Origin of the sequence: Desulfovibrio mangrovi, assembly GCF_026230175.1 — a bacterium.
Classification (GTDB): domain Bacteria; phylum Desulfobacterota; class Desulfovibrionia; order Desulfovibrionales; family Desulfovibrionaceae; genus Halodesulfovibrio; species Halodesulfovibrio mangrovi.
The window spans coordinates 2,921,892-2,942,415 of sequence record NZ_CP104208.1; the positions used below are offsets into that span (position 1 = coordinate 2,921,892).

19 protein-coding genes are annotated in these 20,524 nt (G+C 56.1%); 1 reads left to right on the forward strand and 18 read right to left on the reverse strand.

Annotated elements, in window-relative coordinates:
• Positions 1-259: 259 nt before the first annotated feature.
• The 9 genes from N1030_RS13155 to N1030_RS13195 form a co-directional block, all read right to left on the reverse strand.
• Positions 260-637 carry a DnaJ family domain-containing protein gene (locus tag N1030_RS13155; RefSeq protein WP_265825932.1) on the reverse strand — a complete coding sequence of 126 codons (378 nt, stop codon included), beginning with the start codon at positions 635-637 and terminating at the stop codon, positions 260-262.
• Positions 638-682: 45 nt separating this feature from the next.
• A complete protein-coding gene (locus tag N1030_RS13160) occupies positions 683-1,315 on the reverse strand; it encodes an ABC-type transport auxiliary lipoprotein family protein (RefSeq protein WP_265825933.1) in 633 nt (210 codons plus the stop codon).
• 2 nt (positions 1,316-1,317) lie between these two features.
• Positions 1,318-2,277, reverse strand: a complete 960-nt coding sequence (locus N1030_RS13165; protein ID WP_265825934.1) for an MlaD family protein — start codon at positions 2,275-2,277, stop codon at positions 1,318-1,320.
• Between the two features lie 18 nt (positions 2,278-2,295).
• The gene (locus N1030_RS13170) at positions 2,296-3,093 is read right to left on the reverse strand and encodes an ABC transporter ATP-binding protein (RefSeq protein ID WP_265825935.1); all 798 of its coding nucleotides are present in this window, start codon (positions 3,091-3,093) and stop codon (positions 2,296-2,298) included.
• A 12-nt stretch (positions 3,094-3,105) separates the two neighbouring features.
• Complete coding sequence (locus N1030_RS13175; RefSeq protein ID WP_265825936.1) at positions 3,106-3,858, reverse strand: MlaE family ABC transporter permease; 753 nt, start codon at positions 3,856-3,858, stop codon at positions 3,106-3,108.
• A 19-nt stretch (positions 3,859-3,877) separates the two neighbouring features.
• Positions 3,878-4,183 (reverse strand): STAS domain-containing protein, encoded by a 306-nt coding sequence (locus N1030_RS13180; protein ID WP_265825937.1) that lies wholly within the window; start codon positions 4,181-4,183, stop codon positions 3,878-3,880.
• Between the two features lie 64 nt (positions 4,184-4,247).
• Complete coding sequence (locus N1030_RS13185; RefSeq protein WP_265825938.1) at positions 4,248-5,483, reverse strand: PP2C family protein-serine/threonine phosphatase; 1,236 nt, start codon at positions 5,481-5,483, stop codon at positions 4,248-4,250.
• Between the two features lie 79 nt (positions 5,484-5,562).
• Complete coding sequence (locus N1030_RS13190) at positions 5,563-6,588, reverse strand: bifunctional heptose 7-phosphate kinase/heptose 1-phosphate adenyltransferase (protein ID WP_265825939.1); 1,026 nt, start codon at positions 6,586-6,588, stop codon at positions 5,563-5,565.
• A gap of 5 nt (positions 6,589-6,593) precedes the next feature.
• Positions 6,594-7,514, reverse strand: coding sequence for a ParB/RepB/Spo0J family partition protein (locus tag N1030_RS13195; protein ID WP_265825940.1), 921 nt, complete (start codon positions 7,512-7,514; stop codon positions 6,594-6,596).
• A gap of 81 nt (positions 7,515-7,595) precedes the next feature.
• Here N1030_RS13195 and N1030_RS13200 point away from each other — a divergent pair, with 81 nt between their 5' ends.
• Positions 7,596-8,048 carry a hypothetical protein gene (locus N1030_RS13200; protein ID WP_265825941.1) on the forward strand — a complete coding sequence of 151 codons (453 nt, stop codon included), beginning with the start codon at positions 7,596-7,598 and terminating at the stop codon, positions 8,046-8,048.
• A gap of 23 nt (positions 8,049-8,071) precedes the next feature.
• Here N1030_RS13200 and N1030_RS13205 read toward each other — a convergent pair whose 3' ends face one another.
• From N1030_RS13205 to dnaN, 9 genes are all read right to left on the reverse strand, one after another.
• A complete protein-coding gene (locus tag N1030_RS13205) occupies positions 8,072-8,845 on the reverse strand; it encodes a ParA family protein (RefSeq protein WP_265825942.1) in 774 nt (257 codons plus the stop codon).
• 523 nt (positions 8,846-9,368) lie between these two features.
• Positions 9,369-10,376 (reverse strand): NAD-dependent epimerase, encoded by a 1,008-nt coding sequence (locus tag N1030_RS13210; protein ID WP_265825943.1) that lies wholly within the window; start codon positions 10,374-10,376, stop codon positions 9,369-9,371.
• Between the two features lie 365 nt (positions 10,377-10,741).
• A complete protein-coding gene (locus tag N1030_RS13215; RefSeq protein ID WP_265825944.1) occupies positions 10,742-11,689 on the reverse strand; it encodes a DUF116 domain-containing protein in 948 nt (315 codons plus the stop codon).
• 195 nt (positions 11,690-11,884) lie between these two features.
• Positions 11,885-12,868, reverse strand: coding sequence for a methionyl-tRNA formyltransferase (gene fmt / locus N1030_RS13220; RefSeq protein WP_265825945.1), 984 nt, complete (start codon positions 12,866-12,868; stop codon positions 11,885-11,887).
• Position 12,869: 1 nt separating this feature from the next.
• Positions 12,870-13,370 carry a peptide deformylase gene (def, locus tag N1030_RS13225; protein WP_265825946.1) on the reverse strand — a complete coding sequence of 167 codons (501 nt, stop codon included), beginning with the start codon at positions 13,368-13,370 and terminating at the stop codon, positions 12,870-12,872.
• Positions 13,371-13,674: 304 nt separating this feature from the next.
• A complete protein-coding gene (locus N1030_RS13230) occupies positions 13,675-14,460 on the reverse strand; it encodes a tetratricopeptide repeat protein (protein ID WP_265825947.1) in 786 nt (261 codons plus the stop codon).
• Positions 14,461-16,896: a DNA gyrase subunit A gene (gene gyrA, locus N1030_RS13235; RefSeq protein WP_265825948.1), complete on the reverse strand. Its 2,436-nt coding sequence runs from the start codon at positions 16,894-16,896 to the stop codon at positions 14,461-14,463.
• A gap of 14 nt (positions 16,897-16,910) precedes the next feature.
• Positions 16,911-19,316, reverse strand: coding sequence for a DNA topoisomerase (ATP-hydrolyzing) subunit B (gyrB, locus tag N1030_RS13240; protein ID WP_265825949.1), 2,406 nt, complete (start codon positions 19,314-19,316; stop codon positions 16,911-16,913).
• Positions 19,316-20,470, reverse strand: coding sequence for a DNA polymerase III subunit beta (dnaN, locus tag N1030_RS13245; protein ID WP_265825950.1), 1,155 nt, complete (start codon positions 20,468-20,470; stop codon positions 19,316-19,318). Before dnaN ends, gyrB begins: the two co-directional genes overlap by 1 nt.
• Between the last annotated feature and the right edge of the window lie 54 nt (positions 20,471-20,524).

A 20,524-nucleotide genomic window follows, 5' to 3' on the forward strand; every position in this document is an offset into this window, starting at 1 on the left:
TGACAGAGGCGTGGTACGTTTTATCTGTAGTTCATTCGCCTACGACGGGCAGGGGCCAAACGGTCCGCACCCCGAGACGATGACATTGGTTACTGTTGATTCCAGATCCGGCCTGACGGAGACGTGTTCTTCAAATCCGGGAGGAGCGTTGCAGTGCCTTTTCCTTTTCAGATATCCCTTCAGATGTCCCTTACGATATCAGGCGGAGGCCATCTCTACATGGCTCCCGTCCTGTTGACCAGCGGAAAGCGGCACCTGCCTAACGCTTACTTATCGTAATACGACTTACGACTTTATCGTAATACTCGTTTTCCATATCCACGACCATGGCGCCCTGGCCGCGCTCCTTCATCCGGAAAAAGATGGCCTGCAGCTTCTGCATCTGGCGGTAGCGGGTCTGCTCATCCACGTTGCCTTGCAACATCTCGATGATGGTGGTGGCGTCCTTCATGTCCTGCGCTTCAGGCGGCAGATACCCGGCGTTCTTCAACACCTTGTAAGCCATGCGCAGGTCGGGCGGCACCATGGAGTCGTCTTCCAGCTCCAGCGGCCTGCCCGCCCCCGGCAGTTGCTCAAAAGCCCCTTTTTCAGTGGCTTCAGCGATGCGCTGTTCGGCTATGGTGGCTATGATGTTCATGATTCCTGATTATCTCCGCGCAGGCAGTTACCTGCCCGCAAAAACCTAACGGGCCGCGGCAATGGCCTTCAAGCCTTCCGTACGCAGCCATTCGCCGATACGACTGGAAGCCGTGGCCATTCCCTTTGACGCCGCCTTTGCAATGGCCTGCGGGTTGAGCGTGGAAAGGGGTTCCGTCACCTCAATGCCGCGGGTGAGCAACAGACGCTTGCCCCGTTCCGTCCACAGAGACATGTGCAGGCTGATCTTCATCACGGAGTCCTGCTCGCGTACCTCAAAGGCTTCCACCCGTCCTGTCAGCATGGCTTCATGCTCCAGCCTGTTGCGCGAAGGCCACACCAGGGTGAATTCCGACAGGCTCTGCAGGTGTGAGGCAATGCTTGCCGAGGCTATGGCCGCCGGTGCGCCCTCCCAGTACCAGCGGGAGCTGGGGGTGAGTACGTTTCCACGGGCCAGCATCACGGCCGACCTGTCGAGAGCGGGAAAGCAGTCCAGATTCTCCATGAGAATCATCGGACCGCTGAATTGACGCGATTCGCCAGCATGCTGGCCCTTTTCCGGCTGGTCAATGCGCAGAATCTGCTCGGACGGCACCGTGCCTCCCACACACCCCGCCAACACGGAAAGACACAGGGCAGCCAGAATAATACAGACAAGAGACTTTCGGGTACGAGGCATGGCTACTCCTTCTTTCTGTCATCCGGCCGGTAAATGACCTGCCACGGACGTTCCTTGAGGGACTGGGTAAGCACTTTAAGGTTGTGGGTCAGCTCGGCCGTATTATCCAGAATCTCTTCCACCTGTCGCTGATCATAATCCAGATCCTTCTGCAGCTGGTTGCTCAGCGTGGTGATGGAACCGCCAACGGCCCCGATCTGCGAACGCAGAGCCTGCAGCGTTGCCGCAGTATCGCCGTGCACGCCGGTGATGGCACTGTTCAGATTGTTCATGGCGGCGTTCATGTTCTGGCGTGTTTCACCTATGAACTCCCGCGTTTCCCGTATACCAGCGCTGGCTTCCTGGGTCATGGTGCGGACATCGGTATTCATTGACCCCACCATTTGATGGGCTTCCTTCAACACGGCAGTCGTTTCCGACAGTATGTTCTGCACCTGCTGCCTGTTGTCGTTATTCAGCAACTCGCGCAGGCTTTCGGCTATTTCGGAAATCTTGGGTTGCAGATTGGCGGCCATGGTGGCCATGGACGCTGCAAGCTCCATGAGGTCGGGCGTCAGTTCCGGCGGAATCTCACTGCCCGGCTTCAAGGGCGGGCCCGCCTTGCGCGAAAGGTTGAGCAACACGAAGTTATCTCCCACAATCCCTTTCTGGGAAATGGAAGCCATGGTTCCTTCATACACCGTAAACCCTTCCTGCAGGCCGACCACCACACGAACAAGGCTGGGATCCTCCCCGTCCACGGCGATTTCCAGTACACGGCCCACGTTGATGCCGGCGTACTTCACCGGACGCCCCACATCCAGATTCTTCACGCCGTTGAAACGGATGACGTACGTATCCAGCTTCTCCCAGAAACGGTGCCCGCCAAAGGCAATGATGAAAAGCCCCAGTATGAACAATCCTGCGACCACCGTTATGGCGGCGCGGATAAGTTCCTTTTTTCCTGCTGCCTTATTCAGCACGTTGCTTCTCCCCGTTGGTTAGGTATCGGTCCCTTCCCGCAGCAGACAGACGGGTGCCTGCCGGATGTTGGGCTGCCTATCCAGAAACTGTCGTATATAAATGTCTTCAGTCGTCTTCAGCTCTTCAATGCCGCCTTCAAAGAGCACCATGCCCCCGTGCAGCACCACCACATGCTCGGCAATGGTGAACAAGCTATCCAGATCATGGGTGACAACCACTACGGTCATGCCCAATGCGTCATGCAGATCAAGTATAAGCTGATCCACCTCTGCCGCAGTGATGGGATCAAGCCCTGACGAAGGCTCGTCGCAAAGCAGGATACGCGGGTCCATGATCAACGCGCGTGCCAGCCCTCCCCGTTTGCGCATGCCGCCGGAAAGCTGGTTGGGGTAAAAATCCATGAACTTATCCAGCCCCACCAGAGAAAGTTTCAGGCGTACCATGGTGCGAATGGTAACTTCGTCCAGCTCAGTATGCTCAAGCAGCGGCAGGGATATATTCTCAGCCAGCGTCAGCGATCCGAGCAAGGCACCGTCCTGAAACAGCACCCCCATGGATCGCTTGTGCTCATAGAAGCGTTTCGGACTCATGCCGAAAAGATCCTCACCTTCAATGAGGATCTGCCCTTGATTGGGCACTGCCAACCCCAGAATATGCCGCAGCAACGTGGACTTGCCGCAGCCGCTTGCGCCCAGAATGACGGAAATCCTGCCGCCGGGAAGCGTAATGTTCGCATCGTGCAGGGTCACGAGTCCGGGATGCCCGACCTCAAGATTGCGGGTCACGATGGTAGGTGCTGGCGGCCGAGGCGTCATAGGCGTTCCCGTTTACATGAAGGTGTAGTTGATGGCCGTGAAAAAGAAGTCGAGCAGGATGATCAGGAAGATGGACTGCGCCACCGCACGGGTTGTGCGCCTGCCCACGTCAGCGGCTCCGTCACGCGCCATCATGCCCTGCCAGCAGGAAACGATGGTGATGGTTATGCCGAATCCCAGCGCCTTGATGAGTCCAGAGAACACATCGCCCACCGTGAGAAATTCCACACACTGGTCAAAATAGGTCTTAAGGGTCAGCCCAAGGAAAATGGCGGAGAACAGCCCACCCGCCACAATACCTACCATGTCCGCAATAAGTGTCAGAATGGGCAGCATCAGCGACATGGCTATCAGCTTGGGCCAGACGAGAAAACGGATGGGATCGATGCCGATGACCTGCAGGGCGTCGATTTCCTCCGAGATTTTCATGGTAGCCAGTTCCGCGCAGAAAGCCGCGCCGGAACGGCCTGTGAGGATGATGGCGGTAAGGAGCGGGCCAAGCTCCTTGATGATGGTGACGGACACCATGTTTGCCACGTAGCTGAGCGCACCGATCTTTTCGAGCTGACCGGCGGCCTGCAGCGCAAGGATCATGCCCGTACAGGCGGCAATGGTAGTCACAATGCCGATGGACCCTGTACCCACCGCTGTGAGATGGTTCCAGTTCTGCCACGAATAGAAGGCGCGCCTGCGCTTGAAAATGCCGCCAAGGCATTTGACCAGATCATTGATCAGGCCTGCGAGTATGGCCAACTCCTTCCACATGGCTGCGCCTTTTCAGTGCCTACATGCCGAAGAGAATGCCGACCTGCGTCAGGCTGAACAGCTTGCGCACCTGCGGAGAGGCGTCTGTGACTTCAAGTCCGCGACCGTCCATCATGAGTACCCGTCGCGCCTCGATGAGCACGGCAAGACCAGACGAATCAAGGTAGCTGACATTGCCGAGGTCCAGCTTGAGAACGCCGCTGGTCTCCTTCACTGCGTTCAGAAGGAATGCCCGAACGTCCGGCGTCACGGAATAATCAATCTCTCCGCTCAGAGAGATGAAGCCCTCGTCCTTTGTGGCTGTCCAGAGATCCTTTGCCGCCATTAAGTATCCTCCCCGCTCATGTGCGACGCTCTGCCACTGCCCGGGCTGTGTGCTCCGGCCAGCATCAGGACGGATCGCGCCACACTTCCAGAACAGTCTTGTCGTCGTTGCTTGGAACGCCTTCCTGCCAGAGATCCACCGCCGCCATGAGCGCCTCGCCGTAAGGCGGTTCACTCTTGGCATGCAGCAGCTCCATGACCCGCTCATCGCCGTACATGACATGGGCGGCATCATACGCTTCGGTTATGCCGTCGGATAACAGCAGAATAGCCTGGCCCGGCTGCAATTCCACCAAGGTGTCAATATACGGCACATCAGGTTCTATGCCAAGCGGCAAGCCTGTGGAAACAGATAATTCGCGTACCTCCCCGCCCGAAGCCACTATGGGCTGCAGATGTCCTGCGTTGGCAAGGGTTACCGTGTGGTTGCGTGAATCATACACCGCAATGCATACCGTAACAAACAGGCTGTTCTCCATGTCGTTAAGCAGCATTTCATTTAATATTTTCAATATATTGGATGGAGAAGATTCGATCTGTACATGGCTGCGGATGCGAGACCACACCGCAGTGCCCACCAGCGCCGCACCAAGCCCCTTGCCCGCCACGTCCGCGATGTAGGTCACCAGTCGACCGTCGGACAGGGAGATGCAGTCATACATGTCGCCGCCCACATGAATGGCGGGCTTGCTTGTGGCCCAGATGTGACTGCCATTCGGCATGGTCGGCAGCTTAGGAAGAAAGGCCTGCTGAATGCGGGCTGCAGCCTGCAACTGCACGGTCATGCGCTCCTGTTCAAGCAGAGCTTCAAGCAATTTGGAGCGCACAAGTGCAACGCCGGCAAGATGGGCAAAGCTTTCCAGAATCTCGAGATCTTCCGTGGTGAAATCCTCACCGCTGTGAGAATTCAGCACCTGTGCGACGCCGAGCAGTTCATCCTTGTAGAGAATGGGGACGCAGATCAGCGATCGGGTCTTAAAGCCCGTTGCCGCATCCGCCACGCGATTGATGCGGACGTCATCGCCGCTGCACATGACTGAGGTCCGGGTCACAGCCACGGTACCTGCTATGCCCTCACCCATGCGGAGCGTGAAATCCCCTTCCAGTATCTGCTGTGCAATTCCCGGGGTATCATTGCGGGCAAGCGCAAAGCGCAGCACGTGCTCCGCGCTGTCGTACAGCAGAATGGACGAGGCCACAGCCTCCGTCACGTCCTGTGCCAGTTCCAGCAGTCTGGGCAGCAGTTCCGGCAAGGACTCCGTCTGCGCAAGCATCTGATTCGCCTGAATCAGTTTACGCAAACGGCTTTCCTGTCTACTCGCCATATCCAGAAACTCCATTTGCCCCCCTCTTGTGTACTTCCCCCCCGGGAAGCTCAGGCTACACCCAGCGCTGCACGTCCGGTATGCCTGAACGCTTGATGGCCTCCACAAGCCCTTCCGGCGAGACGGTGGCAGCCCCCACATGCCCTACCACCACGCCCGCGGCATAGTTGGCCAGCATACAGGATTCAAGAAGCGGCAGTCTTGCGGCAAGCGCAAGCGCCGCCGTGGCAATGACGGTATCGCCCGCGCCGGTCACGTCAAAGACCTCCTGCGCCATAGTGGGAATATGCCAGACCGCATCGCGCCCTTCAAAAAGGGCCATGCCGCGCGGTCCCAGCGTGGTTAACAGCCTGTCGCAACCAAGCAGGTCAAATATGGCCTGCCCTGCCGCCACAATCTCTTCCTGCGTCCCCACGGGCATGTTTGCGCCTTCGCTGGTTTCCTTGGCGTTAGGCGTAAGCATGAACACGTTCTTGTACCACTTGAAGTTCGGCGTCTTGGGATCAACCAGAATCAGGGGCTTGCTTGCAGAAGCGTCCCGCAACGCCACCAGGCGTTCCATGAAGTTTTGCGTAACCAGTCCCTTGCCGTAATCGGAAACGATGCAGACTTCGTAATCATTAATGCACGCAGCAACCACGCCGAGAACTTCTTCAAGCACGGCTCCGTTGATGGGCGAAGTGTCTTCCCTGTCTATGCGCAGCATCTGCTGCCGACTGGCAATGATACGGGTCTTGCGGGTGGTCTGCCTGCCTGCGATGCGGATGAAGGTGTGATCAATGCCGTCAGTGGTCAGCAGGGAATCCAGCAGGTCTGACCCGCTGCCCGTGCCCGTGATGCAAACAAGATGCGGCACCCCGCCAAGGCTGCACAGATTGCGGGCCACGTTGCCCGCACCACCCAGCACATGCCTGTCGTTGAAAACACGTACCACGGGAACCGGCGCTTCAGGAGAGATGCGCTCCGCTTCACCGGTGAGGTATTCATCCACCATCACATCGCCGATCAGCAGCACCTTCTTGCCCGCAAGCGAAGGAACCATGGCGGCAAGCGCCTGAGTAGTCATTCTGGATTCGGTCATCTAAGCTATCCGTTTACCGTAACGCCGAGTCTGGCAAGCAATTCGTTAAGTTCATCCTGACTGGAGAAGGACAGGGTCACCTTGCCCTTCTCTTCCGTTCCGCTCACGGCAACCTTGCCGCTGAACACGGAAGAAAGCTGCGTATGAATATCCACCATACGCTCGGAAAGGCTCACGGCAGGTCTGGCTCCCTTGGCTTCCTTACCCTTTTCTGCGCCGGATGCAGGCGGCAGTTCACCATGTGCCTTCCAGTACTGCGCCATGGCTTCCGCCTCACGCACGGTCAGCATATCCTTGATGATACGATCAAGCATTTCTGCGCGGACGTCTTCACCCACGGCAAGCAGCGTGCGGGCATGCCCTGCACTGATGGTACCGTTCTGCAGCATGCCCCTCGCCGACTCGGAGAGTTGAAGCAGACGCAGCGTGTTGGCAATGGAAGAACGGCTCTTGCCCAGCTTCTGGGAAAGATCTTCCTGAGAAAGACCGAACTTTTCCTTGAGTTCCTGCATGCCAAGCGCCTCTTCCATGGGGTTGAGGTCTTCACGCTGCAGGTTTTCAATAAGCCCTACGGCAAGGGTCTCAAGGTCCGTCATCTCCTTGATGATAACCGGCACCTCGCGCAGCCCCACCATGCGGCTGGCACGCCAGCGGCGTTCACCGGCCACAATCTCGTAGAAGGATGTGTCGCCGTCCTTCAACGGACGAACCAACAGGGGCTGTAACACGCCTTGCGCCTTGATGGATGAAGCCAGCTCCTCCAGCGCTTCCTCGGTAAAGGCCTTGCGCGGCTGGTTGGGGTTCGGCTTCAGCATGCGCAGGGGAAGGGTATTCGGAGTGGTGGCACCGGCTGCAGCCGCCGGTTCTTCATTCGCCTTGAACAGGGCGTCCAGCCCTCTGCCGAGACCTCTTGGTGCTCCTGCCATGTATAACTCCTTGACAATCCGTCATTTCGCCCTAAGTCTACACCTCAACGCAAATCAGCCGAAGCGCAAACGGAGGCATTCATGTCTGAAAAAGATTCTCACGTCGTCCCGCTCTATACCAAGGACGGCTCCATGTACGGCATTCTGCTCAGCCCCGAAATTTGGGACGTGGTGAGCCGCAAGGTGGCTCCCATTCTCGAGCAGGCTCTGGATACCATGTACCCTGCCCTTGCCAATCAGAAGCCGGAACCGCTCGATGACTGGCAGCAGTTCAAGGACTACTGGGACTTCAAGTATCCGTTCAACGCCGAGGTAGAGTGCAAGCTCTGCGGTAGCAAGACCGATGATTGGGAGCATGATCCTGCAAAGCCCTTCCACCTCAAGAACGCCAGCCTGAGCGGGCTGTGTGTGTTCCACTGTAAGAAGTGCCAGGCAACCGTGCGCAAAAAACACTTCAAGGATCACATCTGCTTTGAGGCTTCAGCTACTGATTCCGGCAACACCGTGGGCAGTTGCGGAACCATCGTGAAGTAATCTCAAAACCACTACAGCGCGTATTACGGGCGCGGGGGCCTTCTCAGCACAACCTCTTTGGCCAGTGCGAGATAGGACTCCGCGCCTTTTGATTTCACATCATAATGAATGATGGAACGTCCGAAGCTGGGCGCTTCAGACAGTCGTACATTGCGCGGCACCACGGTCTCGAAGAGGTGATCGGGGAAGCACTTGCGCACTTCGTTCTTCACCTGGCGCGAAAGCCTGTTGCGCACATCGTACATGGTAAGCACCACACCCAGCAGATTCAGGCCGGGGTTGAGGCGCTTCTTAACCTGCTCAAAGGTCTGCAGCAGCTTTACAATGCCTTCCAGCGCAAAAAATTCACACTGCAGCGGCACCAGCAGCTCGCGTGCGGCGCACAGCGCGTTCAAGGTAATGAGTCCCAGCGATGGCGGGCAATCCAGCAGAATATAATCGAACCGCGATTCCAGCGCATTCAACACATCCTGCAGATAGTACTCACGCCCCATCTTATCCACCAGTTCCAGTTCAATGGCGACCAGATCCGTGGTGGATGGCAAAATGGAAAGAAAAGGTGTCTTGGTCTCATACACCGCTTCCAACGCCTCTTCAGGCTGGAAGAACGTGGTATACAGGTTGTTGGGCATGTTTTCATGATCAAGCCCAAGACCGCTGGAACAGTTCGCCTGCGGATCGCAGTCCACGACCAGAACCCTCTTTTCCATAACAGCCAGAGATGCAGCAAGGTTGATGGAGGTGGTGGTCTTCCCTACTCCGCCCTTCTGGTTGGCTACAGCGATAATCCTAGCCACGTTGACCTCATTCTAAGTTGGTTGTGTGGTCATGTTTCATGTGAAACATCAAGAATCATCCAAACGCACACGTGTACTTTCACTAGCTAGAAAAAGCAGCCTTTTGTGTCAACACGCCTCTCAGTTTACAGCGGTTACTTAATTTCTTCTCAACCTGCGCTACGTATGGGTTTGCGCCGAAATATGGTCTCAAAACTTTTTTCAGAAAATTTGCGATTTTTTCAGATCTCGAAACTGAATGTTTCACGTGAAACAATCTACACGTTAAAGTGAAGTTAAAGCGTAATACGAAGTATAGTTCAAAAGCATTGGTTGAAGGGATGTCAAATCGAGCACAGGTAAAAGCGATGCAAGGGGCAAAGACTGGTTTCAGACCCAATCATTACTCCATTTACGGAGTAGCGGACGCAAGCCACTCGCCATGCTGGAAACAAGACCAACATAGGCAGGTATTGATCAGGTAACATGCAGACATAAAAAAAGCCCGCACAAGGCGGGCTCTGAATCAGCATCAAAAGGCGTATTACACCTTGTAGTAATCGCGGTACCAGTCAACGAAATTGCTGATCCCCTCTTCCACGGTGGTGCTGGGTTTGAAGCCGGTGTCCGCGATCAGATCATCCACATTGGCAAAAGTGGCAGCAACGTCGCCGGGCTGCATGGGCAGCATGTTCTTCTGAGCCTTCATGCCCAGCTTGTCTTCAAGCACTTCGATGAAGTGGCCGAGCTCTACCACGTTGTTGTTTCCGATGTTGTAGATGCGGTAGGGAGCTGGGCTGGTGCAAGGATCGGGATTGGCACCGGACCAGTCGGGGTTGGGCACAGGAGTGCGCTTGGTTACGCGCACCACACCTTCAACGATGTCGTCAATGTAGGTGAAGTCGCGGCGCATCTTGCCATGGTTGAACACGTTGATCGGCTTGCCTTCAAGAATGGCCTTGGTGAAAAGGAAGAGCGCCATGTCGGGACGGCCCCAGGGGCCGTAAACGGTGAAGAAACGAAGACCGGTGGTGGGCAGGCGGTACAGATGGCTGTAGGTGTGCGCCATGAGCTCGTTAGCTTTCTTGCTGGCGGCGTACAGGCTGATGGGGTGGTCCACGTTGTCATGCACGCTGAAGGGCATGGTGGTGTTCAGACCATACACGGAGCTGGAGGAGGCGTAGACAAGGTGTTCAACCTTGTTGTGACGGCAGCCTTCCAGCACGTTGCAGAAGCCCACAAGGTTCGCATCCACATAGGAGTGCGGATTTTCAATGGAGTAGCGAACGCCTGCCTGCGCGGCAAGGTTCACAACGTGGGTGAACTTTTCTTCGGCAAAGAGCTTTGCCATGGCTTCACGGTCAGCAAGATCGATGTAGGCATGACGGAAATTCTTGTCTTCGAGCAGAATGCCCAGACGGGTCTTCTTCAGTTCAACACTGTAGTAGTCGTTCAGGATATCCAGACCTACAACGGTATGTCCTTCAGACAGAAATCTGCGGGAAAGGTTGAAGCCGATAAAACCGGCTGCACCGGTAACAAGAATATGCATGGTTACTTCCTTATATGAAGATTAATCAGTAGCTGACGGAAAGTGCCCGAAGCATCCATCAAAGGTATCTGCTTGAAACAGGCAGGCGCATATGTAGCACCATCATGCAGGATTCGCCAGCCTCACGTGCGGAGAAAAACTGATGGGATTCATCAATCAAAATGAAGCAGTGCCCTGATCCGGCAAACTTCAGAGAAGACTGCGGGCACATGCCTGAAAAAGAGCCGGAAAAGCCCCCAGAAGACACCGTAAAACATACCATGGATCATGAGTCGAAAATTCAGGAAAACGGGCTCAGAAGCCAAATGTGAAGGGCATGAAAAAAGGGCCCGAAGGCCCTGTTTACCGATGCAAGAGCATGTCCCCTACTCTTCTCCCTCGGACGAGAGACGGGAAGAGGAATTGTCACCGCTGGGTGCCGAAATCCCTTCTGCCTGTCCTGATAGTTTTGATCCGGAGCGATCATCAAGAATCACATTTAGGGCAAGGGGGGCAGGCGGATTTTTCAGGAACATGCGAAGCGCCTTCTCCAAGGTCTCCTCCGTCACAACAGTGTCCAGACACGGTCCGTGCGGCCGCTCGTTCAAAACACCATAGACGGGCAAAGGATAGGTGTCCTGAATGCCGGAGGTAAGATCGCGTTCGCAGGCAACCGCAATGATCATTCTGGGGCGCTTCTGCACCACAATACGGCGCGCAATGGTGCCGCCGGTGGCAATGGCGAACTGCACGCCGTAATGATCGCGCAACCGCAACAACATGCTCACCGGGCATTTGCCGCAGCGCTTGCAGTGATCAACATCGTAGGAAAGACGTATGGCACACTGGCTGGACTGCAGACAATGCGGAGTAAGAATAAGGATCTGCTTCGGTTCGAACGTATCGTTCTCTGAACGCACCAGTTCGTTGTTAACCTTGATGAAGGAATGACGGACACGTTCCTTGGAAATGCCGAGAAAACGGGCGAGAAGCACCATGAGAGGCAGAAAGAGCTTAATGGTCAGGCCACGCATACGCTGGGTGCCAAGAACGGGGCGACCCTTGAGAATATGCAGAACAAGACCGAGCGAAGCCCAGGCGATAACCGCAATAAGCCCGAAGAGAAAGGCACCGCTGAGGTACGGCAGCAGGGGGTGGATGTTGGCCAATCCGATATAGGGCACGATCCAGAAAAGCAGCAAAATTGTGCACAGCAGAATGCTCGTACCCGTGATAAGGCCGATGAACAGGCGCTTTCTGGAACCGTAGTAATCCTCAGCCCTGTGCTCGGATGATTGCGGTGTTGCTGCGGATGAATTCTTGTGGAGGGTCATTCAGTTTCTATCTGGGATAAAAGGTTATTCGTCGTGCAAAGTTGGATTAGCATACCTTATCCAGCCGTAAGTGCAAGGTATGACAAGTCAGTATCTAACTACGCAGAACCATGATGAATCCATTGAAGCATGCACAGGATATAAAAAAAGGCCTGCTGTGCAGGCCTGATGAATCCCGGAAAAAAGTCACACCTGTCACAGGCCTTCGCCCGAACAGGCGGCATCGGCGCAATTACCCAGATAGCCGCAATGGAAGGCGGCTGCGGTCATGGGCTTCTTGTTCGCCGGACGCAGCATGGCGATGTGGTATTCACGATCCCTGGTGGCAATCACCAGCTTGCCGTCCTTGAGCCCGAGCACGGTACCGGGTGCGGGCAGCGATCCATCGGCGGCCGGTTCCATGGCGGGACCGATGACGCCGGGGTCGATAGATATACGCAGATCCTTCTGCCCTGCCCTGTGCATGGCGAAATAGGCGCCGGGCCATGGCGATACGCCGCGAATGCGGGCATGCACAACCTTGGCAGGCTGATTCCAGTCCACAATGCCTTCGGACTTCTCCAGCTTGGCGGCGTGGGTGGAGAGTGCGTTATCCTGCGTCTTGGGATGCAGACCGCCTTTGGGGAGCAATTCCAGTGCTTCCACAAGCAGCTTGCCGCCCATGGCTGCGAGCTGATCGTGCATGGTGCCTGCCGTGTCGGCAATGCCTATGGCCATGGCCTTCTGGAGCAGAATTGGGCCGGTATCAAGGCCCTTTTCCATCTGCATGATGGTCACGCCGGTAACAGGGTCGCCGTTCATGATGGCGCGCTGAATGGGAGCGGCTCCGCGATATTTGGGAAGCAGCGAGGCATGCACGTTGATGGCGCCGTAGGTGGGGATATCCAGAACCTTCTGGGGAAGGATCAGCCCGTATGCGGCAACGAGAAGCACGTCAGGACGCAGATCGCGCAGAACCTGAACATCTTCTTCGTTTTTGAAATTCAGGGGCTGGTACACGGGAAGGTCAAGCTCAAACGCCAGTTCCTTCACCTCGGAAATCTTGCAGACCTGCCCGCGTCCGCAGGGTCGGTCAGGCTGGGTGTATACACCCACAATTTCACAACCACCCCACTCTGCCACCTGCCGCAGAATGGTTGCGGCAAATTCGGGAGTCCCCATGTAAACAGCGCGCATCATGCTACTTCTTCAACCATTTTTTGACTTTGTTATCGTACATGGTTCGCTTCAGCCGGCTGATTCTGTCAATGAACAGGACGCCGTTCAAGTGGTCGATCTCGTGCTGCAGGCAGATGGCCAGAAGACCATCCGCGTCCATGCAGATATCGTTGCCGTTAAGATCCTTGGCGTTCAGGCGTACCTTTTCGGCACGGGTGATCTTGGAACGATAGTTGACCACGGAAAGGCAACCCTCTTCGGAATCCACTTCGCCTTCCATGTTATCAAGGCAGGGATTGATGAGGGTCATCAATTCCTTGCGCTCTTCGGGGCCGCTCACGTCCACCACGATAAGACGGCAGGATTCGCCCACCTGAGGCGCGGCAAGACCGATGCCCTCTTCCCTGTACATGGTTTCCGCCATGTCTGCGGCAAGCTGACGAATCTCGTCGGTGATCTCGGTGATGTCCTCGCACTCAATGGCAAGGCGCTCATCAGGGTATTTCAAAACTTTTCTAATCATTAATATTACCGGACATATAGCCTGGAAGGCTACATGAAGATTTAAATTTCAGGAAAGGGCGGAAATGCAATAATCCCGCCTGACGTGCAGGAACATAAGCACTAATTGCATGGATGAAAAGAGGAAAAGTCCTACCTATATTGAGGGGGATGAATCTGCATACGAATTACAGTGCGTCAGGCACACTGTGAGAGGGGGAAATATGCAGACTAAGCCTGCGGAATGCTGGTGAAGGGAAGCCCGCACGGTATGGCAGGATAACCGATGATCCCGCAGCGACTGACGCTACAGATTCAAAATCTGCCTATTTCAGACGCTGCCGCAGATACTCCAGACGTTTCTCTATGGCCATGGGGTTGGGATAGGTCCCCAGAATGTCTTCGAGAAGGCTGATAGACTGGCGAGTTTTGCCCAGCTGATCATAAACGTCCGAAAGCAGCAGAGAAACGAGGGCGTGCAGCTCCATATCCAGATTCGGCGTCTGGATCACCTGCTCCAGCGTTTTCTCGGCTGCGTCGTAGTTCTCAAGATAGAACTGGGTCTGGGCGAGATCATAGAGGCAGCGGGCGTGCTCCAGATCATCGACCTTCAGTTCCACGCAGGCGCGCAAGGCGTCGATGGCAAGATCGTAATCACCGGTGTAGAGATAGGCTTCGCCGATGTTGCGGTAGGCACGGGCCTGATCCACAGAGGTGCTTTCAGGAAGATTCAGAAGCCGCTGCCATACTTCTATGGCCTTCTCCATGTTGCGGGTATCCATGCTCAGGTTGCCGAGACGGTAAAGAATATCCTTTGCCCGTCCGGCCTGATCGCCGAATTCCAGAAACATGGCTTCCAGAAGTTCAATGGCGTCCTGACTGTTGTTGCGAACATTGTACGCAAGCTCGTACAGCTTGTTCCACACTTCCCAGCGCTCGGGGCTCTGCTGGTGAATCTTGAGATAGCGTTCATACAGGCGCTCGGCCTCAAGGTACTGCCGTTCAACATACGCTTTACGGGCAGAAACAAGATCATCCTCGGCCTCCGGCTGCGAAGTGCAACCGGAGGCGAGGATGGTAACCAGCAATACTGCAAGCAGCGTTCGTTTCATTTATTCCTGATCTTCGGAACTGTCTTCCCGTTCCTGCACACGGTCGAATCCGACCACAAGACCGCCCTCATTCAACGAGACGAGGCGCACGCCCTGCGTAGCACGGCCAACGCTGCGAACCTCGTTGATATTCATGCGGATGATCTTGTTGTCAGACGTGAGCAGGATAAGCTCGTCTTCAAGCTCAACGGGTATCGCACCAAGCACGGGACCGGTCTTGGGCGTCACCTTGAAGTTGATGATGCCCTTGCCGCCGCGGGTCTGAACTCTGTAGAGCTCAAGACGCGTGCGCTTACCGTAGCCGTGGTCGGAAACGGTCATTATCTCGGAAGTGGTATCCTGCGCAAGCGTCACGCAGGCCACAACCTCGTCCTTGCCGCGCAGGGCAATGCCCTTTACGCCGGTAGCGCTGCGGCCCATGGCACGTACGTCGTTGCAGCTGAAGCGGATGGCAATGCCGTCCTGCGTGGTGAGCACCACGTCGCAACGGTCATTGACCTCGCGTACCATGATGAGTTCGTCGTCCTCACGCAGGCCCACGGCGATGATGCCGGTACGACGGCACTTGCTGTAGAGGTCGGCGCTGGAACGCTTCACCATGCCGCGCTTGGTGGCAAAGAGGAAGTACTTGGTCTCGTCGAAGTCACGCACGGAAAGTGCGGTGGTGACGAACTCGTTCTCCTCAAGCGGCAGCAGGTTGGCAATATGCACGCCCTTGGCGGTGCGGCTGCCTTCCGGAATCTGGTGAACCTTCAGCTGGAACATGCGGCCCTTGTTGGTGAAGAGCAGCAGGTACTGATGGTTGGTCGTAGTCAGGAAGTCCTGAACAAAGTCGCCGTCACCTGTCTGCACGCCGGCCACGCCCTTGCCGCCACGCTTCTGGGCGCGGTAGGATTCCAGCGAGGTGCGCTTGATGTAGCCACGACGGGACAGGGTGATGACCACGTCTTCGTCGGGGATGAGGTCTTCAATGTCGATGCCGTCGAGTTCGGCTTCGATGATGGTGCGGCGGGGAGAAGAGAAGGTCTCTCTGAGCTGGGTAAGCTCATCACGCACAACACCCTGAAGAACTTCACGATTTTCAAGAATGGACTTGAACCACTCAATCTGCTTGAGCAGTTCGGTGTATTCTTCGATAAGCTTTTCGTGCTCAAGGTTGGTCAGACGCTGCAGACGCATGTCCAGAATGGCCTGCGCCTGAATCTCGGTCAGCCCGAAGCGGTCCATGAGACCGGTACGTGCGTCCAGAGGCGTCTTGGAGGCGCGGATGATGCGCACCACTTCGTCGATGTTATCCAGCGCGATACGCAGACCTTCCAGAATATGGGCACGGGCTTCGGCCTTGCGCAGGTCGTAGCGGGTGCGGCGGATGATCACTTCGCGACGATGGTCAAGGAAGTAGGCAAGCGCGCTCTTCAGGGTCAGCGTCTGCGGGCGGTTGCCCACAACTGCGAGCATGTTGATGCCGAAGGAGGATTCCAGCGGTGTGAACTTGTACAGCGCGTTGATGACGATTTCAGGTATGGTGCCGCGCTTCAGGTCCATGACCACGCGGATGCCCTTACGGTCGGATTCGTCACGCAGGTCCGTGATGCCGTCGATCTTGCGGTCGTTTACCAGCGCCGCAATCTTTTCAACCAGGCTGGACTTGTTCAGGGCGTAGGGAATCTCGCGAATGACGATGGACTGGAAGCCCTTCTTGCGCTCTTCAATCTCCACCTTGCCGCGGATTTTCACGGTGCCGCGACCGGTGGTGTAGGCATCGCGCAGTCCCTGTCCGGCATAGCAGAAGCCGCCGGTGGGGAAGTCCGGACCCTTCACATACTGCATCAGTTCTTCAATGCTGCAGTCGCGGTTATCCAGCAGCACAAGCAGTGCATCCACCAATTCGCCGAGGTTGTGCGGCGGAATGTTGGTGGCCATACCTACCGCAATACCGGAAGAACCGTTCAGCAGCAGGTTGGGAACCTTGGTGGGAAGAACGGAAGGTTCCAGCAGCGTGTTATCGTAGTTGGGCTTGAAGTCGACGGTTTCCTTGTCGATGTCGGAAAGGAATTCGCCGGCAAGGCGGGACATGCGCACTTCCGTGTAACGCATGGCTGCCGCGGCGTCGCCGTCGATGGAACCGAAGTTACCCTGACCGTCCACGAGCATGTCGCGCATGGAGAAGGGCTGAGCCATACGCACGAGGGCGTCATACACCGCTGAGTCGCCGTGAGGATGGTATTTACCGATAACGTCACCGACCACGCGCGCGGACTTCTTGTGGGCACGGTTCCAACCGTTGCCCAGCTCGTGCTGCGCGAACATGATGCGGCGGTGAACAGGCTTGAGCCCGTCACGCACGTCAGGAATGGCTCGGCCTATGATAACACTCAGAGAATACTCAAGATATGACTTCTTAAGCTCTTGTTCTATGGTTACTTGATTCGACACGTTCAGGCCTCGTTTTAAATATCCAGATCATGCACGCTCAGGGCGTTGCGTTCGATGAACTCACGACGGGGCTCTACCCTGTCGCCCATCAGCTGCTCGAAGATGTCGCTGGCATCCTCGGCGTCTTCCACGGTCACCTGAAGCAGGATGCGATTCTCAGGATTCATGGTGGTCACCCAGAGCTGTTCGGGGTTCATTTCACCAAGACCTTTGTATCGCTGAATGCTGATGCCCTTGCGGGCTTCCTGCAGCACATAGTCCAGAACGGAGAAGATGTCGGGCAGTTCCGTTTCAACTTCCTTGCGCACAGCCCTGAAGGTGAGCCCGCCGAACATCTTGCGGATGTCATCAAGGGCTATGTAGGGCTGCTTGTAGAGCTTGGAGTTGAAGAACTCGGTACCTATGCGGGTGCGGTGCCCGTTTTGGTCCTCAAAGACCAGCCAGACGCGACGCTCGATCTCGTCTTCCTCGATGTCATGACGCACGGTGTAACCGCGCTCCTGCAGGAACTCGCCGAAGCCGTTCTCGCTCTCATGCACGAAGTTCTCAGGGAAGAGACGCACAGGGTAATCCAGGAAGGTAAGGAACAGTTCCTGGCTGATGTTGATGTTCTCCACCTCGGCGATCTTGCCCTGAATGGTTTCAATAACCTTGAGCAGTTCCTTGAGCTGCATGCCGGTGGAGGTAACGCCGTTGCCGCCGTGCAGCACCACGTCGTCCGCAATGCGGTTCAGCAGGAAGGCGTTGAGCTCGGCATCGTCCTTGATGAACTTCTCGAACTTGGAGGAATGGGCGCGGTACAACGGCGGTTGCGCGATGTACAGAAAGCCCTTCGTGATCAGTTCGGGATACTGACGGAAGAAGAAGGTCAGGAGCAGCGTGCGGATGTGCGCGCCGTCCACGTCGGCGTCCGTCATGATGACGATCTTGTGGTAGCGCAGCTTGTCGTAATCCGTATCCTCTTCGCCGATGCCTGCGCCCATGGCAGTGATGAGGGCCTTCACTTCCTTGTTGGCCAGCATCTTGTCGAAGCGGGTCTTCTCCACGTTCAGAATCTTGCCTCGCAGCGGAAGAATGGCCTGTGTGCCGGGGTTTCTGCCCTGCTTGGCAGAACCACCAGCGGAGTCACCTTCCACGATGAACAGTTCGGATTCGGCAGGATCCTTGGACTGGCAGTCGGCCAGCTTGCCGGGCAGGGAGTTGTCGCCAAGGGCACCCTTGCGTCGCACAAGATCCTTTGCCTTGCGGGCGGCATCGCGTGCGCGGGCGGCGTCCACGGCCTTTTCAATGACCATCTTGGCGTCCTTGGGGTTCTCGCCGAAGAAGGTCATGAGATGGTCGTAACACAGACCGGCCACCAGACCGGCCACTTCGCTGTTACCGAGCTTGGTCTTGGTCTGCCCTTCGAACTGGGGCTGGGGAATCTTCACGCTGATGACGCCGGTCAGGCCTTCACGAACATCATCGCCGGAAAGCTTGATCTTGAGCTTCTTGGGAAGATCCGATCCCTGAATATAGGTGTTTATGGCACGGGTCAGCGCGGTCTTGAAGCCCTGCAGGTGCGTGCCGCCTTCCTTGGTGCGGATGTTGTTCGCAAAGGTGAGGAAGTTTTCCTTGTACCCTGCGTTGTACTGAATGGCGTATTCGACAAAGATGTTTTCCTGATCGCCGGTACCGTTGCCGGAACCGTAGATGATGGAATGGATGCCGCCTTCGCCGGAGTTCAGGTCCTTGACGAACTGACGGATGCCGCCTTCCGCGAAGAAGGTGTCGGTATCGCCGGTGCGCTCATCAAGAAACTCGATGGTCAGGCCGGAGTTGAGATAGGCCAGTTCTTCGAAGCGCTTCTTGAGCACGTCGTAGACGAACTGGTTGGTCTCGAAGATCTCCTCGTCGGGACGGAAGCGCACAGTGGTGCCGCGCCGGTCGCTTTCGCCGATGCGTTCCACACCCTTCACGGGCACGCCGCGTTCATACCGCTGATGATGGCGGTAGCCGTCGCGGTCAATGGTCACCTCAAGGTATTCGGACAGCGCGTTAACACACGAAACACCCACGCCGTGCAGACCGCCGGAAACTTTGTAGGTGTCGCTGTCGAACTTGCCGCCTGCATGCAGCACGGTCATGACCACTTCCACCGCGGGACGTCCTTCCTTGGGATGGATGTCCACGGGAATGCCACGGCCGTTATCGCGCACGGTGACGCTGTTATCCAGATGCACCTTGACGGTGATCTTGTCGCAGAAGCCGGCCATGGCTTCGTCGATGGAGTTGTCCACCACTTCGTACACAAGGTGGTGCAGGCCGCGCACGTCCGTACTGCCGATATACATGGCGGGGCGCTTGCGGACAGCCGAAAGCCCCTCAAGAACGGTAATGCTGTTAGCAGTATACTGCTGTTTGCTTCCAGCGCTGGTCATTAAACTTCTTCCTCGCTGTAGTACGTCTCTTCCACTATCTTCATGGGCATGATGATGACCGTGTATTCGGGGTCATCATTGCCCTGCAGGCCGCAGGGGCCTTCAGAACCCGTGAGCAGGAACTTCAGGGTCTCGGACTGGTAGTGATTGAGAATTTCGATCAGGTTGCGGGTGGGAAAGGCGATACGCTTGATGTCGCCCTGATACTGGGCTTCGATGGCTTCGTTGGCCGTACCCACTTCCTGACCCTGTGAAGAAAGATCCACTTCAGCCCCGGTAAAGGTGAAGTAGGTGCAACGGTTGTTTTCCGTGTTGAAAATGAGCAGACGGTCGAGCGCCTCGATGATCTCCTTTCTGTCCACTTCAAGGGTGCCCACTTCGGGGGCATGCAGCTTGGAAAGGAAATTGTTGTAATCAGGATACTGATAGTAGGAAAGAGGCAGGCTGAAGGTCTCGCGCTTGTCTCCACGACGGAAGAACAGACGCTTGTTGTCGATGTTCAGCTCGATCTCGTCGCCACCCAGCCACTTCTTGAGTTCGCCGAGGTACTTCTTCTGCACCAGAACGCCGTCCTGCGGCAGCATGGCATGCAGTTCATCGTTCATGAAGCGCTGCATGGAGAACTGATGGCCGTTCAGGCCGCAGGCTTCGATGGTGCCGTTGGCCATGGGCTTCATGCTCATGCAGGCAATAGCCTCCATGGTGTCTTCATCGGAGATGCAGTAGGCCAGCTTGTCGATGAGTTCCTGCACGAAGTCGCCGGACCAGTAAACGGAACCGTCTTCAGGGAAGTCGGAGAAGTTCTGGAACCAGGTGGCATCGTTTACAGGCAGTTTGTACTTTCTTCTGCCCTGCTCAATCTGCAGGCTGCCTGCATCCTTGTCCAGACGAAGGGTGATTTCGCCTGCGGGAAGCTTCTTGAGCAGATCAACAAAGGCACGACCCTGCACACCGGCAAGGCCCTCTTCCATGACTTCACCGGTATACCGGCCACGGAACTCGATATTGGAATCAGTGGAGAGCACATGCAGAGCGCCTGCTTCCGCTTTGAGCCAGATGGACCGCAAATAGGCAGCGCCGGTTTTGGCAGGAATGATATTCGCGGCTTTCTGGAGACCGTCAATCACGTCTTCTTTGAATACTCTTAAATGCATTATGATCTCCTTGTAATAGTAGTAGGGGGTGTGCCTTTGTTTCTACTAGAACTA